The 14,890-nt window shown below is 62.8% G+C and carries 15 protein-coding genes; 11 read left to right on the plus strand and 4 right to left on the minus strand.

What is annotated here, in order from left to right; genetic code table 11:
* The first annotated feature begins 27 nt into the window (after nt 1-27).
* From K5X80_RS16025 to K5X80_RS16055, 7 genes are all read left to right on the plus strand, one after another.
* A complete protein-coding gene (locus tag K5X80_RS16025) occupies nt 28-282 on the plus strand; it encodes a hypothetical protein (protein WP_222558699.1) in 255 nt (84 codons plus the stop codon).
* A 41-nt stretch (nt 283-323) separates the two neighbouring features.
* Nucleotides 324-647 carry a hypothetical protein gene (locus K5X80_RS16030; protein WP_222558700.1) on the plus strand — a complete coding sequence of 108 codons (324 nt, stop codon included), beginning with the start codon at nt 324-326 and terminating at the stop codon, nt 645-647.
* Nucleotides 648-791: 144 nt separating this feature from the next.
* On the plus strand, nt 792-1,172 hold the full coding sequence (locus K5X80_RS16035) for a c-type cytochrome (protein WP_222558701.1): 381 nt from the start codon (nt 792-794) through the stop codon (nt 1,170-1,172).
* 71 nt (nt 1,173-1,243) lie between these two features.
* A complete protein-coding gene (locus K5X80_RS16040; protein WP_222558702.1) occupies nt 1,244-2,179 on the plus strand; it encodes an alpha/beta hydrolase in 936 nt (311 codons plus the stop codon).
* 153 nt (nt 2,180-2,332) lie between these two features.
* The gene (locus K5X80_RS16045) at nt 2,333-3,094 is read left to right on the plus strand and encodes a class I SAM-dependent methyltransferase (RefSeq protein WP_222558703.1); all 762 of its coding nucleotides are present in this window, start codon (nt 2,333-2,335) and stop codon (nt 3,092-3,094) included.
* On the plus strand, nt 3,091-5,064 hold the full coding sequence (locus K5X80_RS16050) for an acetate--CoA ligase family protein (RefSeq protein ID WP_222558704.1): 1,974 nt from the start codon (nt 3,091-3,093) through the stop codon (nt 5,062-5,064). Before K5X80_RS16045 ends, K5X80_RS16050 begins: the two co-directional genes overlap by 4 nt.
* A gap of 183 nt (nt 5,065-5,247) precedes the next feature.
* Complete coding sequence (locus K5X80_RS16055) at nt 5,248-6,978, plus strand: amidohydrolase (protein ID WP_222558705.1); 1,731 nt, start codon at nt 5,248-5,250, stop codon at nt 6,976-6,978.
* A gap of 13 nt (nt 6,979-6,991) precedes the next feature.
* On the opposite strand, the gene K5X80_RS16060 is transcribed toward K5X80_RS16055, so the two are convergent.
* Both K5X80_RS16060 and K5X80_RS16065 read right to left on the minus strand, forming a co-directional pair.
* Nucleotides 6,992-7,231, minus strand: coding sequence for a zinc ribbon domain-containing protein (locus K5X80_RS16060; protein WP_222558706.1), 240 nt, complete (start codon nt 7,229-7,231; stop codon nt 6,992-6,994).
* A gap of 28 nt (nt 7,232-7,259) precedes the next feature.
* Entirely contained in the window at nt 7,260-7,973 is a 714-nt protein-coding gene (locus K5X80_RS16065; RefSeq protein WP_222558707.1) for an OmpA family protein, read from the minus strand.
* A 209-nt stretch (nt 7,974-8,182) separates the two neighbouring features.
* Between K5X80_RS16065 and K5X80_RS16070 the strand changes: the two genes are divergently transcribed.
* Both K5X80_RS16070 and K5X80_RS16075 read left to right on the plus strand, forming a co-directional pair.
* Nucleotides 8,183-8,593, plus strand: coding sequence for a DUF2147 domain-containing protein (locus tag K5X80_RS16070; protein ID WP_222558708.1), 411 nt, complete (start codon nt 8,183-8,185; stop codon nt 8,591-8,593).
* A 153-nt stretch (nt 8,594-8,746) separates the two neighbouring features.
* Nucleotides 8,747-9,946 (plus strand): MFS transporter, encoded by a 1,200-nt coding sequence (locus K5X80_RS16075; RefSeq protein WP_222558709.1) that lies wholly within the window; start codon nt 8,747-8,749, stop codon nt 9,944-9,946.
* Between the two features lie 174 nt (nt 9,947-10,120).
* Here the strand turns inward: K5X80_RS16075 and K5X80_RS16080 are convergent, their stop codons facing one another.
* Both K5X80_RS16080 and K5X80_RS16085 read right to left on the minus strand, forming a co-directional pair.
* A complete protein-coding gene (locus K5X80_RS16080) occupies nt 10,121-12,559 on the minus strand; it encodes a TonB-dependent receptor (RefSeq protein ID WP_222558710.1) in 2,439 nt (812 codons plus the stop codon).
* A gap of 300 nt (nt 12,560-12,859) precedes the next feature.
* Nucleotides 12,860-13,309 carry a universal stress protein gene (locus tag K5X80_RS16085; RefSeq protein WP_222558711.1) on the minus strand — a complete coding sequence of 150 codons (450 nt, stop codon included), beginning with the start codon at nt 13,307-13,309 and terminating at the stop codon, nt 12,860-12,862.
* Between the two features lie 192 nt (nt 13,310-13,501).
* Here K5X80_RS16085 and K5X80_RS16090 point away from each other — a divergent pair, with 192 nt between their 5' ends.
* Both K5X80_RS16090 and K5X80_RS16095 read left to right on the plus strand, forming a co-directional pair.
* Complete coding sequence (locus K5X80_RS16090) at nt 13,502-13,780, plus strand: hypothetical protein (RefSeq protein ID WP_222558712.1); 279 nt, start codon at nt 13,502-13,504, stop codon at nt 13,778-13,780.
* A 292-nt stretch (nt 13,781-14,072) separates the two neighbouring features.
* Nucleotides 14,073-14,759 (plus strand): MgtC/SapB family protein, encoded by a 687-nt coding sequence (locus tag K5X80_RS16095; RefSeq protein WP_222558713.1) that lies wholly within the window; start codon nt 14,073-14,075, stop codon nt 14,757-14,759.
* Nucleotides 14,760-14,890: the final 131 nt, after the last annotated feature.

Raw genomic sequence — 14,890 nt, forward strand, 5'->3', positions numbered from 1 at the left:
TCCGATGCGACAATTTTGGAGAATGCCATGCTGGGAAAGATTCTTGGCGCCGTTGCTGGCGAACGCGCATCGCGCCATTTTACCGGGATTGACGGCCCCATGGGTGCCGCGTTGGGCGCCGGGGCCATTTCCCTGGCGCGGCGCTGGCCGCTGGGTCTCCTTGCGGTGGCTGCGGGCGGCTATGCGATGAAGCGTTACCGCGACCGGCAGGACCGCATGCCGACTGCCCGCCCCCCTGCCGCCCCGGCAGCGGATAAGGCGGCAGCTACGCCCAAGGCGTAGGTTTTTCACCACAGGGGCCAAATCATAGAGGATCGGACACCATGAAGAAACTTGCTCTTACCGCTGCCCTGACGATGGGTCTGGGGCTTGCGGCCTGTTCTCAGGAAACTTCGGATCATGCATCCAACGCCGCCGAATCCGCGAGCGAGGATATGAAGCGGGCCGCCGATGCAGCGGGCAACGCGGCGGAAGACGCGGCGAAGGCCGCCGGTTCGGCCGCCGATGCCGCCGCGCACAAGGCGGACGAAGCGGCCAGCAAGGCGGGTGCCGCGGCTGAAAAGCTGGGCGCGAAAGCCGAGCAGAAGGCCGCCGAAGTCGAAGCCGCGGCCCAGAACGAGCCGGTCGAAAAAGCCAAGGTCGACTGACCTTCGCCCAAGTGAATGAAAGGCCCCGCCTGCTGACCCGAACGGGATGCGGGCGGGGCCTTTTTCATGGCGATTCCCCGGTGGATAGCGCCCCCCCCTCCATGCGCCTTGCTTGACGGCACGATCGCCGGGTATGCGCTTTCCATGCCTACCTATCGCGTTCTCGCCATTCTCGCTGCTTGCGTTTTGACGCCCGCCTGCAGCCCCGCCCCGGCGCCCGAAGCCGCTGCACCCCGCCCTGCCACACCAAGCCCTACCTCTTCGGCTCAGGGCGCCGCGCAGGGTCAGGCCTTTGCCGCCGCCCACTGCGCATCCTGCCATGGCGTGGCCAGAAACAGCCTCTCCCCCATTCCGCAGGCCCCCGCTTTCGAAGTGATCGTGAACACGCCCGGCCTGACGCCGCAAACGCTCGCCACATGGCTGCGCGATTCCCACAATTATCCCGAGATGATGAATTTCGAGATCGCGCCCGAACAGCTTGATAGCCTGTCGGCCTATATGCTGACTCTGCGGAATACACGCTGATCGCGTACGCCATTGGGCAAGCGCATTGACACTGTCCCGGATTTGGCATTGTGCCATCCGGATACCGCGCCATGGGAAGGGATGCCACATTGATCCGCCATCGCATCGATACCGATGTCACCGAAATCGCCCGCTTCGGCGAACCGGCGCAGCTTGCCGCGGAAGTGCTGCTGCCTGAAGGGCAGGTGCCCGATCTCGTTTTCGTCTGCCTGCCCGGCGGGGGGATGAACCGGCGCTATTTCGATCTGCCCACACCCCCGGGCGAAGCGGAAGCGAGTTTCGCGCAGGCGATGCTCGCCCGTGGCCATGCCGTCGTCCTGATCGATCCGCTGGGTGCGGGGGACAGCACCTGTCCGGCGGACGCCTATCTGCTGCATCCCGACCGCACCGCCGATGCGGCCGCACTGGTGACGGACCGCATTCTGGCGGGCCTGCGCGAGGGCGGCCTCGTTCCGGGCGTTCCGGCGATGCCCGCGCTCCGCTCGGTCGGCGCGGCGCATTCGCTGGGCGCCCTGATGACGATCGTCCAGCAAGCCCGCGCGGGCCAGCATGACGGGCTCGCTCTGATGGGGTTCCACACTGCCGGGGTTCCCGCACATCTGACGGATGCGGACCGGGCGCTGGATGTCGTCCATGCCCGCGAAAATCTGGTCGCACTCGCCCGCAAGCGCTTTCCCGCAGGGCCGTGGCATGAATTGCAGGCCCAGCCCACCAAGCGCGCCGTTTCGGCAGCGGCCGCCATCGAACGCGTTATGATGACCCCGTCCCTGATGGCCATGCTCCCCGAAATCATCGCCGGGGATGCGGCATCGATCACCGTGCCTGTGCTGATCGCCCTTGGCGACAGCGATCTCCACGGCGATCCCTACCGCACGCCGCAGGCTTATGGCGCCAGTCCCGAAGTGACATTGCTGGTGCTTCCCGAAACGCGCCACAACCACTTCGTCTATCCCAGCCGCACCCACCTGTTCGAACGCGTCGCCCGCTGGGCTGAGAATCTGCCTTAAGGCCGGGTGGCGCGATAACGACAGCAGTTGCAGCCAGCCCGCCAGTGCGGCAAGGAACGGACAAGGGGTGGGTGGAGTGAAGCCATCCAACTTTCGAACATCATCTCATCCAACGCCGACCCGCTTGCAGCGGTGAAGGCGTAGGGGACCCTTATGCAATCCTACGCGGAACTGTTCGACAAGAGAGGGGCCGCATACGATTTTGCGATGCATCGCTACCCCGATGCACGGCAAGCGGAATTCGCCCAGCTTCTCCAGCTCGCGGATATCCAGCCGGGCATGCGCGTGGGGGATATCCCCGCCGGCGGCGGTTATCTGAAAGCTTACCTGCCTTCCGGAGCGATCTGGGAAGGGCATGAACCCTGCGCGAGTTTCACCAATCACGGCACGGGCCAAAGCGCTTCGGCAAGCCGGCCGCTGCTCCCGCTGCCGTGGGATGATGACGAACTGGATGTGGTTGTCAGCCTGGCCGGGTTACATCATCTGGAGGACAAGCGCGAACTGTTCACGGAAATCGCCCGCGTTCTCAAGCCGGGCGCGCGCTTCATCCTGTCGGACGTGGCCGAAGGCAGCGCAGCCGCGCGGTTTCTCGATGGGTTCGTCGGCGATCACAACAGCACCGGCCATGACGGCAGGTATCTGGGGGAACGGACGTTCGAGGAACTGCAGGCCGCAGGCTGGCACATCGCATCCAGCCAACAGCAGAATTTCACCTGGGATTTCATAGACCGTGAAGGAATGGGCGATTTCGCTTATCACCTGTTCGATATCTGCAAGAGCACCCCTCACGCCGCAGCCGATGCCATCGAACGGGAACTGGGCATCGTAAATCTGCCCGATGGGCGGGTCGGCATGAACTGGTCGCTGCTGACCATTGCCTGCGTGAAACCTGAACGGCATTCGACGACACGATGACAACCGATGCCAACCCGAACCGCGAAGCCTGGTCGGTGGTCGGGCCAGTGCAACTCATGCCCGGCTATGGCTATGGCTTCAGCTATCCCACCATCCTGCTCAACGTCACCATCCCTTCGCTGACCGGTGACCGGCGGCAAGAATTGTGGGAGGAGTTTCGGGGCCTTTTCAGCGGGCTCCCCGATCTGCCGCCCCTGCCCCCGGTCAACGATGCCGTTCCAGCTGACGAAACGGACTATATCGCAACGATCAAATGGTTTGCGCGAACCGTCGATCACCTTGCAATCATCGCCCAGTTGCCGATTGCGCAAACGACAAGCTGCGTAGGCATCGACGCCCCTACCACTACGTTCGCGATACCGGGCTTGGCATTCGGCAGAACGCCGCAGATGAACCTCGTTATTCAGGCACTGGCACTCTTTCAATCGCTGGCGCGCGGCACGGTCCCGGAACAAGAAAGGGCGGACGCGCGGCAGGCATGGCATGAGCAATTCAGGCTGTTGCAAGATACAAGACCACGCAACAGCAATGTGCCGCGCATGCTCTGCGCCGCTGTGCAAAACGGCATCGCGTTTCAGGAACTGCCGGGCATACAGGCCATCCAGTATGGCCTCGGACGGAAATCCGTTCTGTTCAGCAGCACTTTGACCCAATTCACACCCGTGCTGGGCACGCACCTTGCGCGCAATAAGCACGAAGCAGCCTTGATCCTGCGACGCCATCGCCTCCCCGTGCCCTTGCATCACCTTGCCGGGAATGAGGATGAGGCGCTTCGGATCGCCGAACAGCTGGGCTATCCCGTCGTGGTCAAACCGGCCGACAAGGACGGCGGGATCGCCGTGCATGCCGATCTGCGAACAGCGGATGAAGTGCGCGAGGCCTACGCAGTGGCGAGGCAGAAATCGCATCTCGTCCTCGTGGAGCAATTCGTCAAAGGCAACGATTACCGTCTGACCGTGTTTCGCGGCCAATGTGTGTGGGCCGTGGAACGACAACCCGCCGGGGTCGTGGGAGACGGCGTGTCCACCATTCAGCAACTGGTGGACGCGGCCAATACGAACCCCGCGCGCGGCGAAGGGCCCCATACTCCGCTCAAGCGGCTCAAGCTGGATGACGAAGCGCAGGGCCTTCTCGCCCGCGAAGGTCTGGCCATCGATGCAATTCCGGATGCGGGCCTGTTCGTCCGGATGCGGCGGTCCTCCAATGTCAGCAGCGGCGGCATGCCGGTGGCCGTCACCGAGAGAATGCATCCCGACAACGCCCTTCTGGCTGTCCGCGCAGCGCAAGCCCTGCAACTGGATGTTGCCGGGATCGACCTCATCATCCCGGATATCGCGACAAGCTGGCAGCAAAGTGGCGGCATGATCTGTGAAATCAACGCCCAACCGCAGCTGGGCGGCACAACAGGCAATCATCTTTACCCGTTGCTGCTCCAGACGATGCTGGGCGGTGATGGGCACATTCCCGTGATCGCCGTGCTTGGCGGGCAGACGGCCGAACGCACTTCGCACCAACTCGCTCTTGCGCTGGCAGGCCAAGGCATCCGTGCCGGACTGCACAACCGGGCGGGCATTGCGATCGGCACGACTCTGCTCGAACAGGGCCCGGTTTCGCAACTCGCCGCAGGCCAGATGCTGTCGATGAACCGCGCGGTCGATCTGCTGATCTTCGGCGCGACCGATGCCATGCTCCTCCAGGAAGGATTCCCTGTTCCCCGGATCGATATGCTCGTGCTGACCGGAGAGTGTCTCGAGCGCGGCGGATTGGCTATGGACGGTACGGATTCATGGCTGATGAGCCTCGCGCTACGTCTGCTCGCTCCGGCGGCGCGCACTGTGGTTCTGCTTGATGAAGCATCCGGTCAGGCTGGCGATGTGGCATCTGCCTTGGACGCCTTGCGCATTCCCTTTCAGACGGCGGGACAGGAAGCCATTCTGAAACACGCCGAACACCTTTACAGAACAGTTTAGGCAGCCCCGCAAATTACCCGTTTACCCGTGGATCGGTGGAAAGCGGTACAGGCCACTTGCGATAGAGCCGGGCGCGGTGCACCAAGGAAGCGGTTCGGCCAAGCGCCGCCGATTTGGCCCATGAATAGTTTGATCGCGCCGGTGGCAGGTCCTGCGATCCACCGCCGCTAAGGGAGGAATGGCATGTCCGCATTTTCGTTGACGCTGCGCACCGGGCATCGCCGGGCCGCGCGGAGAGGGGCTGCGGGGATCGCGCTGGCGGGCCTGCTGATGGCGACGACGGCCTTCGCGGCGGCGAAAGCGGATATGGTGTTCCTGCATGGTAATGTCGTGCCGATGACGGCCCCCGATGCACGGGCCGAAGCCGTGGCGGTCAAGGATGGCAAGATCCTCGCCGTCGGCAGCGACAGCGAGATCGAGCGTATGCGGGGCCGCACGACCAAGGTGGTCGATCTGCAAGGCAAGACGGTGCTGCCCGGCTTTATCGATGCGCACGGCCATATCACCGGCGTCGGCCAGCAGGCCGATCTCGCCGCGTTGCAGCCTCCGCCGGTGGGCCCGGTTTCGGATATCGCCAGCCTGCAAGCCGCCCTGCGGCAATATGCGCAAACCCATCCGGACGGATGGGTGATGGGCACCGGCTATGACGATGCCGAACTGGTGGAGAAGCGCCATCCGACCCGGCAGGAACTGGATGCCGTTTCCGCCGACCGGCCGATCCTGATCGCCCATGTTTCAGGCCACCTCGCCGTGCTGAACACCAAAGCGCTGGAACTGGCGAAACTGCTGCATACCGATGCCGACCCGCCGGGCGGCGTCATCCGGCGCGAAGCGGATGGCAAGACGGCATCGGGCGTGATCGAGGAAAGCGCCATCTTCGTGGCTTACGCCATCACCCCGCGGCCCACGCCGGAAAAGCAGGTTGAGCAGCTCAAGAAAGCGCAGGCAATCTATGCCAGCTACGGCCTGACCACGGCGCAGGATGGCGCCGCCCTGCCCGAGACATGGACTCTGCTGGAGACCGCGGCAAAGCAGGACGCGCTGTTCATCGATATTCATGCCCTGCCCCTGATGCAGGCATGGCCGACCGGGCTGGAGCAGGTTCCCTTTTCACGGACATACACGCAGCACCTGCGCGCGGCGGGGGTGAAGATTCTTGCCGACGGATCGCCGCAAGGGCGCACCGCGTGGCTGACGCATCCCTACCATATCGTGCCCCATGGGCGGGAGAAGGACTACAGCGGCTATCGCCAGATTCCCGATGACGTGCTGCAGGGGCTCCTGCGCAAGGCGGCGGATCACGATTGGCAGGTCTTCGTCCATGTCAATGGCGACGCGGCGATCCAGCAGTTGATCGACAGTGTGCAGGCGGTGGGGCAGACGCGCGGCAAACCGATGCAGCGGACCATCGCCATCCACGCGCAAACGGCGCGGGTGGACCAGTTGCAAGCGATGAAAACGCTGGATATCGAGCCTTCGTTCTTCGCCGCGCATACGTTCTACTGGGGCGACTGGCACCGCGAGGTGACACTGGGCCTGCCGCGTGCGGAACATATCTCGCCGCAGCGCGACGCGTTCGATCTGGGCTTGCACCCGAGCATTCACAACGATGCCCCGGTGGTGCCGCCCGATGTCATGCGCATGATCTGGTCGGCCACCACGCGCCGCACACGCTCGAACGACATTCTCGGTCCGGAAGAGCGGGTCACGCCCTATGAGGCCCTGCTCGAAGTGACGCGCAACGCCGCCTACCAGTTGCACGAGGACAATGTGAAAGGGACGTTGGAACCCGGCAAGCTGGCCGATCTCGTCATTCTCGACCGCGATCCCACGGCCACATCGCCGGAACGGCTGCTGGATATCAAGGTTTCGGGAACCGTAAAGGAAGGGCGCTATATCTACGGCGCCCCCTGATGGCGCCCGCCTGTTACCGGCCCATCGAAAACATCACGATCGCGACGATGGCAAAAGCGATGACCGCCACCGCCCGCGCCACCCACGGCGCGATCAGCCAGCCGCCGATGGCGCCAACCGCCTTGCTGCCCGCATCGCTTTCCGCAAAGCGGGCCAGGCCGGATTTTTCCGCGATCGGATAGCCGCATTGCGGGCATGCGGCGGCCCTGGTCGAAACCTGATGTTTGCATTCGGGGCAAGGGATGAGCGCCATGGTCTGTCTCTCTGCTTGAAGTCTGTTGCTAGGCCGGGGGCGGAAGGAGGCTGATTTCCACTCTGCGGTTGCGTTGCCGCGCTTGCGGATCGTCACTGCCATCGGGGTGGGCATTGGCGGCCACCGGCTGCCGTTCGCCCATGCCTTTCACCGTCGCATCGCGCCCAGTCTTTTCTTTCAGCCATGCGGCCACGGTCTCAGCGCGGCGGAGCGAAAGCCGGTCGTTGTAGGGATCGTCCCCCTTGGCATCGGTGTGGCCGACGACACCGAGCGGCGCGCGTTCGTATGCGCTGATCAGCCGTGCGGCCTTTTCCAGCGCCTGGGCCGCATCGGGGCGCAAATCCGCCTTGTCGAAATCGAACAGGATATCGGCGGGCAAATCGAACTGGATCGAGCGATCCGGCATCTCCCGCGCTTTCAGCTCGGAAAGCAGGGTTTCGGTTTCCGCCAGCCTGTCCGGGGCGACCTCAGCCGCGCGGAAGACGGAATCCTCCCCGGCCGGGCGGAAGCTGCTTTCCCATGCGCGGTTCGCCCCATCGCCGTTCTGCTCCAGAAGAACCATGCGCGATTGCGGCGCATCGTCGCGCACCGTCATCCGGCTTTCCATATCCTTCAGACTGCGCGGTTCCGGCCGCCATTCGCAGCCGGACAGCAAGGCCGCACCCGCCAGCATCAGCACCGCCACACGGCAAGCAACCGGGAATACGGCTGAGCCAACGCCCGAAACGCCCTGCCATCTCATGCCCATCCCCCTTGCTGCGTTGTATCCCGCGCAAGGTAACCGCAGCTTTTTGAAAGAAGAAATCGCCTCACCGCACACAGGAACCGGGCAATCCTGATATCGAAGGTTGCGAAGGGGTGGGCCGAGCGGCGTGCTTCGCAATTGCCACTGCCCCCGTTCGGCGGCACAAACAGGGCAGTGGCAATATACGGCAACATCAGGAACCGAAGATGGCACTGGCCCGGACTGTTATAGCGTGCACCATCCTGCTTACCGCCACCGCCGCAGAGGCGGCCAAACCCGACAGGTCCTATGGCATCTGGCAGAACCCCGGCGGCAGCGTCCAGGTCCGCGCGGAACCGTGCGGACAGGCGATGTGCGGGGTGGTCGTCTGGGCCAGTGACAAGGCGATTGCCGATGCCCGGAAAGGCAGCGATCAACCGCTGGTCGGCTTGACGCTGTTTCGCGATTTCAGGAAAGTGAGAGACGGGGTCTGGCGCGGGCGGGTCTATGTCCCCGATATCGGCAAGACTTTCTCGGGCACGATCACCGTGCGCGGCAAGGACCGGCTGGAAGGCAAGGGCTGCCTGGTCGGCGGCATCGGCTGCCGTTCGCAGATGTGGACCCGCCTACCGGGCTGAGCCGCCCGCTGTCCAAGAACTCTTGCGATCCGGCGCAATTGCTGTGAAAAGCCCGGCCTTCATTCTCGCAGCATAAATAGAATCCTCGGAAGCTGCGCCGGATCGGGAAGGTGTCCATTGGCCGTTCAATATCCCCGCTTTCTGGGGCCTCGCATGGTGTTGCAGGCCTTCCTGATCTTCAATCTCGCCATCGGCCTCACTTACGGCGCTTTCGGTGTCCTGGTCACTCCGATGGAAGCACGGATGAACACCGAACGGTCGGTGGTGGCGCTGGGCATTTCCCTGATCATTCTTGCCAACGGCCTGCTTTCCCCCGCGCTCGGCTGGCTGATAGAGCGCTTTTCCATCCGCAAGCTCATGCTGTTCGGGGCCGTGCAGGCCGCGCTCGGCTATGCCGGGCTCGCCTTCGCCGGAAGCGCGCTCGAAATGCTCGTCTGCTATGGGCTGTTCATCGGCCCCGGCATCACTCTGATGGGCCCGATTCCGTGCTATACGCTGGTTTCCAACTGGTACAGGGAAGGTCAGGGCCGCGCGCTCGGGCTGGTCAACATGCCGATCCTGGCGATGGCGGTGCCGCTCGCCGTGGTCCAGCTCCTGCCGCTGCTCGGCTTCCGCGATCTCTGCCTTCTGCTGGGCCTTTGCTATCTGGCCGCGATCCCGATCATCTGGACCGTGATCGATCAGCCCGCGCAGGTCGGGCAGATGGCACGCGGCCAGACCGCAGCGGATGAAACGGGCAAAGTGCAGGCGGAACAGGCAGAAACCTCCGCCTGGGCCCTGCTCAGGACACCCGCTTTTCTGCTGCTCGTCGCCGGTTCCGGCCTGCTGGTGGGTGCCGGGGTGGGCAAGACGGCCCATATGGTGCCGCTGTTGACGGAAGCCGGATGGGACTATGGCCGGGCTGCCTTGCTCCTGTCGATCTCCGCCGGAACGGGGATTATCGGCTCGGTCGCTTTCGGCTGGCTGGCGGACCGGCTGAATGCCAGTGTCGCGCTGACCGCCAACGCCCTGCTGCAGGCGGTGGTGTGGATCATTCTCATCATCCCGGTCAGCTATCCGCTTCTGATCCTCGATGCGGTGCTGATCGGCGCTTGCGGCGGCGGCTTCATCAGCGCCAAGGGCGTGCTGGTCTCCCGCATCTACGGCGCCCAGCGCTTTGCCACCGTGATGGGCATTTCCGGGTTCGCCACGTTGCCGTTCCTGTTCGGCATGGCCCCGCTGGCCGGGCTGCTGCGGGAAGCGATGGGCGATTACGATCTGGCGGTACAGGTCTATATCGGCGGGTTCGTGCTGGCGGCGATCTGCTTCGCCCTGCTCGCCCGCGTGGAACGCCGCGCGGTCAGCGGCGCCTGACCGCGCAAGGCCGCAGCGGTGTTATAACAAGAAACCCCGCCATACGCCGGTCCGGCGCATGGCGGGGCGAAATTCAGGCCGGTCGATCCACGGAATATGTGCCGCGAAGCTGCCCGCCCATTGGATGGCCGGCATGGGGATAACGGCTGCGCCCCTCCCCATGCCGGCAACCGATCAGAACTTGCCGATCAGGCTAACCCCATAGGTGCGCGGTTCGCCGAATTCGGCCACCGTCTGCGCCCTCAACGAAGCGAAGCTGCCCAAGGCGACCGTGCGATAATCTTCGTTGAAGATGTTCTTGCCCCACAGTTTGAATTCGACGCTGCCATCGCCACCCACGTTCCTGCGGATGAGCGAAATGCTGGCATCGACCAGATTGCGCGCATCGAGCATGCGATCATCGGTGAGATTGGTCGAAGTGTGCATCTTGCCCTGATAGGAATAGCCGATGTGGGTGGAGATACCCCAATCATCGGTAATTTCCCGATCATAGTCGACTGACAGCGTGCCTGAGAATTTCGGCGCGTAGGAGAACGGCTTGATGAACTTTTCCGTCACGGTTTCGCCGGTATCGCGCAGCACGTTGAGCGAACTCTGCCCGAACTTGGTGTGCAACAGACCCATGCTTCCGTTCAGGCGCAGCCCTTCCGTCACCGCCACTGTCACGTCCGCTTCGATGCCGTAGATCTTGCTGTTGTCGATCCCGACGAAGTCGCGGTCACCCGGCGTCGAACCGGTCTGCACGCTGGCCTGATAGTTGTCGATCTTCACATAGAAGGCCGCCATGTTGAAGCGCACGCGGCGATCGAAGAAATCGCCCTTGATGCCCGCTTCATAGGACATCAGCTTTTCAGGCTCGAACCCTTCGGTGAAATTGGTCGGGTTGGCCGAACGTTGCGACGAGCCGCCGCTCTTATAACCAGTGGCCGCCTTGGCATAGATGCGCACATCGGGGTTCACATCGTAGCCGATCGTCAACGCCGGGCTGAAATTGTGGAATTTCTTCTTGTAGCGCGCGCCCTGCACCGCCCCACCGGGCGTACAGGTCTGCCCCAGCGCCGCGAAAGTGCTGGCAAGATACGCGCAATTGTCCGCCGTGAAGCCGCCCAGTGCCGCGAAGGAGAGGGAATTCTCGTTCACACGGTTCGCTTCCCGCTTGTCGCTGGAATAGCGCGCACCCAGCGTGATGTGCAGCCGCCCGTCATCGCCGCCCGGCGTGTAAGTCAGCTCGGTGAAAGCCGCCAGAGACTGGTTGTCGACTTCGGCGAACGCTTGCGCACGCGGGCCGGTGATTGCTTCGCCCGGCGCATCCTGACGGCCGTGGTCATCGTAGAAATAGACCCCGGCGACATAATTCAGATTGCCGCCGCCGATATCGGCATCGCCAAGAATCTGCAGTTCCTGTGAGAAATTGCGATACTTGGTATGCGCATTCGTCGCGCTGACCGCCCACGGCCCGTTCCTATTTAGAACGGTTCCGGCGGGGAGGCCCGGCGCACCCGGTGGCAGAAGGATCGTATCGAACTGTCCGGTCTGCGTCGGCAGGCTGGTGGTGTACGACCGGCTGTCGACCTTGCGATAGCCGGTGATCGAACGGACGGTGACACGATCCGCCGCCTGCCATTCGGCAGTGAAGGTGTGACCATAGACCTCGGACCGCGACGGCAGGTATTCCCTCAGCGCCTCGGCGCTCTTCGGGCGCTTGGAACTGAACGGGAAAGGATCCGAATATTTCACGATCAACGTGGGCAGCGCCATCCCGATCCCCGGAATGGACACCGGACCGGAAACCGGAGTGCTGAAGTTGCCGCCCCCGGCGATAGGCACCGAAAGGTTGCCGGTATCCTTCACCAGCGAATAATCGAACGCATAGTCGAACGTCAGGTCCGAACTGGGTTGCAGGCGGAAGGCCGCACGCATCGCCTTGCGGTTCTGCTCCGCCCAATCCTTGCCGAGGCCGGTGTTCTTGTACAGCCCGTCACGCTTGGTGATCAGCCCGGACAGACGGAACGCAGCGACATCCTTGGCAATCGGCACATTGATCGACGCCTTGGCGTTGCGATAATCGTAATTGCCGTAGCTCAGTTCCACCTTGCCGCCGAAATTGTCGGTGTTGGGCTTGAGCGTGATAAGGTTGATCGCACCGCCGGTGGCATTGCGCCCGTAAAGCGTCCCTTGCGGCCCGCGCAGCACCTCAATCCGTTCGAGATCGACCGCATCGAAGCCCGCGCCGAAGGAAGAACCGACATAGACGCCATCGATATAGAGCGCGACCGAGGGGTCCTGCGTCACCGATACGTCGTTCTGGCCGATCCCGCGAATGAACAGGCGGACCGTATCCGCGGTGCCGTTGAAATTGTTGACGAACAGATTGGGCACATTGCTCGCCAGATCCTCGATCTTGGCGATGCCCAGTTTGGCCAGCTTCTCTTCACCGAAACTGGCGATCGAAATCGGCACGTCTTTCAGCGACTGTTCGCGCCGTTGCGCGGTGACGATGATTTCTTCAAGCCGGGTGCCTTGCCCGCCCTGTTGCGCCTCTTGCGCAAAGGCTGGTTCGGCCAGCGTCGCGGCAGCGACAACCGACGACATCAGGACTGTCCGTAATTTCATTTGCCCTCTCCCCTCATTATCATCGCAGGCAATGCCTGCGTGCTTCCACGTGCTCTCTTAAGTGAGCTTCGTGGTCCGCCAGATATCCCAAATATGTGACACAGTGTAAAGGTTATACAGGTTGTACAGGCGCCAAGATCCGCGCCTGGGAAACAATGTTTCCTTACAAGGAAATAAGCAGATTCTTCGGGAAGGATTCGGAGAACCAATTGAATTTATGGACTTAAGTACATCTTCTCTACTTCCGGATTTTCGTGCGACTCGCTTGCGGGCCGGTGCAAATCCACGCGGCCGATCGCATCAACGCACGACCAGAACCGGGATGGAACTGCGCGCCAGCACGGCGGACGTCTGGCTGCCCAGCAGGACACGCCCCAGCCCGGTGCGCCCGTGCGATGCCATCACGATAAGCTGGCAATCTTCGGCTTGCGCCGCCCCGATAATCGCATCGGCGGGGCACGCATCGCGCACATGGAGCGTTCTGGCCGCGACACCTGCCCGCCTTGCCGTGGCCTGTGCGGAAGCCAATGTTTCGCCGGCGATTTCGTCCTGGCTCAGGCTGTCTTCATAACCAGGCCGTTCGCCCGATGCCGGGTCCCATTTCAGCGTCCCGCGATGATGGCCAAGCCGCTCGGTGACAGTGAGGATCGTGACTTTGGCCCGCAGGCTTTTCGCCAGATCGAGGCCGCATTCGACCCCCTTTTGCGCCACGTCCGAACCATCGGTCGAAATCAGAATATGCTCGTACATCCCTTGCTCCACAGCCAACGGGGGGCTTTCGCCCGGCGATCGTGCGACTGTCCTACAGCGGGGGACGGCAGGATTGACTGATCCAGATCAAGAACATGGAAGCATGGATCATCATGCTCGACAATTGTATCGCGGCGGCATAGGGGCCTTGGCGATTCCTTAAATCGCTTCTTTTCAAAGGTCCGTTGCAACATGCACAGCATCAAATTTCTCATCATCGCAGCATCCCTGGCCACTGTGCCCGCCATGGCGCAGGAAGCCAGCGCACCTGCTGCTGCTTCTAACGTGAAGCAGGGCGTCATGGTCTATTCTGCTGACGGCCGCCGGATCGGGCGTGTGGATCGCGTGCGCGATGGCGCTGTAAGCATCATCTTCGATGGCCGCATCGTCAGGATTCCGGTCTCGACGCTGAGCGACGCGGAGAAGGGCGTTACCACGTCGCTGACGCGCAAAGACGTCACCAAGCTCTGATCGCAAACCAAGCGATAGCGAAACCCCTCTGGAGGCATGGAGCTTCCGGAGGGGTTTCTTGTATCAGCTATTGGGGGCGCATGACGGGCGGCCCAACAGCCCACACTTCCCCACCACCACCTGGCGGATGATGGCCGCGCGACGCTGGCCGGGAACGGATTGCAGAGCAGGAGGTTCAGACACGGGCAACAGGAAGAACGCGGCTGGAGAACCCGATAGATTGGCCTGAAACCCCATCCATCTCCTCGTCGCCTCTCGGCCTGCAAGCCTCCACACTTTCAAGAAGGATGCCATGGAAGGCCTGGACCAAACGCTCATCTGGCCGATTGTCGGGGCAATGATAGCAGGCGCTGTCATCGGTGCAGAGCGCGAATATCGCGCAAGCCCTGCGGGACTGCGCACGCATGTCCTGGTCAGTCTGGCCTGCTGCCTGCTGATGGTGTCGGCGGTGCACCAAATGGCCTGGCTGAGCGACACGCCGATAGACGTTATTCGCATCGATCCGGTGCGTATGGCGCATGGCATTCTCACCGGCATCGGCTTCCTGTGCGGCGGCGTCATTTTTCGTGAGGGCTTCACGGTCCATGGTCTCACGACTGCCGCCTCCCTCTGGGCCACTGCAACGCTCGGAACGCTTTTCGGGATTGGCTTCTATCAACTGGCGATCGCCGGAACCGTGGCCACCGTGCTGGTCCTGGGCGCGGCGACGCTAACGGAAAACCGCTCTCTTAAACGCCGCATTGCGCACATATCGGTGGCGTTCGAGGCCACGGCAGAATGCAGCATCGCCGAGTTTCGCCAGATTCTGGCGGATCATGGATTGAAAGTCGGCGTCACCAGGCAGGATTTCACCGGGCATTCGTTTGAATATACCGCCGTTGCCAGCGGTTACACCGAAGAGGCGATGGACGAATTGGTCGCCGCCTTGCGCAAGGATGAGCGTATTCGCAGCTTCACCATCAAGCCGCAAACCAACTGATCCGATGGGTCGGTCCGCACGATTTGCAGCCGCGATCAGGGCTTGGCGTCGCTCGTCGATAGCGCAGCGGGAAACGGCGCATGGCCACGCCTTCGTCCATGCAGAACGCGGGTGCAGCGGCAGAGTAGATG

This window comes from Caenibius sp. WL, from assembly GCF_019803445.1.
In the GTDB taxonomy this organism is placed as follows: Bacteria; Pseudomonadota; Alphaproteobacteria; order Sphingomonadales; family Sphingomonadaceae; genus Caenibius.

Excerpts from the sequence above, each read along its gene's own strand:
- K5X80_RS16025 (WP_222558699.1), top strand. The coding sequence starts at position 28 with ATGCTGGGAAAGATTCTTGGCGCCGTTGCTGGCGAACGCGCATCGCGC.
- K5X80_RS16030 (WP_222558700.1), top strand. The coding sequence starts at position 324 with ATGAAGAAACTTGCTCTTACCGCTGCCCTGACGATGGGTCTGGGGCTT.
- K5X80_RS16035 (WP_222558701.1), top strand. The coding sequence starts at position 792 with ATGCCTACCTATCGCGTTCTCGCCATTCTCGCTGCTTGCGTTTTGACG.
- K5X80_RS16040 (WP_222558702.1), top strand. The coding sequence starts at position 1,244 with ATGGGAAGGGATGCCACATTGATCCGCCATCGCATCGATACCGATGTC.
- K5X80_RS16045 (WP_222558703.1), top strand. The coding sequence starts at position 2,333 with ATGCAATCCTACGCGGAACTGTTCGACAAGAGAGGGGCCGCATACGAT.
- K5X80_RS16050 (WP_222558704.1), top strand. The coding sequence starts at position 3,091 with ATGACAACCGATGCCAACCCGAACCGCGAAGCCTGGTCGGTGGTCGGG.
- K5X80_RS16055 (WP_222558705.1), top strand. The coding sequence starts at position 5,248 with ATGTCCGCATTTTCGTTGACGCTGCGCACCGGGCATCGCCGGGCCGCG.
- K5X80_RS16060 (WP_222558706.1), bottom strand. The coding sequence starts at position 7,231 with ATGGCGCTCATCCCTTGCCCCGAATGCAAACATCAGGTTTCGACCAGG.
- K5X80_RS16065 (WP_222558707.1), bottom strand. The coding sequence starts at position 7,973 with ATGAGATGGCAGGGCGTTTCGGGCGTTGGCTCAGCCGTATTCCCGGTT.
- K5X80_RS16070 (WP_222558708.1), top strand. The coding sequence starts at position 8,183 with ATGGCACTGGCCCGGACTGTTATAGCGTGCACCATCCTGCTTACCGCC.
- K5X80_RS16075 (WP_222558709.1), top strand. The coding sequence starts at position 8,747 with ATGGTGTTGCAGGCCTTCCTGATCTTCAATCTCGCCATCGGCCTCACT.
- K5X80_RS16080 (WP_222558710.1), bottom strand. The coding sequence starts at position 12,559 with ATGAAATTACGGACAGTCCTGATGTCGTCGGTTGTCGCTGCCGCGACG.
- K5X80_RS16085 (WP_222558711.1), bottom strand. The coding sequence starts at position 13,309 with ATGTACGAGCATATTCTGATTTCGACCGATGGTTCGGACGTGGCGCAA.
- K5X80_RS16090 (WP_222558712.1), top strand. The coding sequence starts at position 13,502 with ATGCACAGCATCAAATTTCTCATCATCGCAGCATCCCTGGCCACTGTG.
- K5X80_RS16095 (WP_222558713.1), top strand. The coding sequence starts at position 14,073 with ATGGAAGGCCTGGACCAAACGCTCATCTGGCCGATTGTCGGGGCAATG.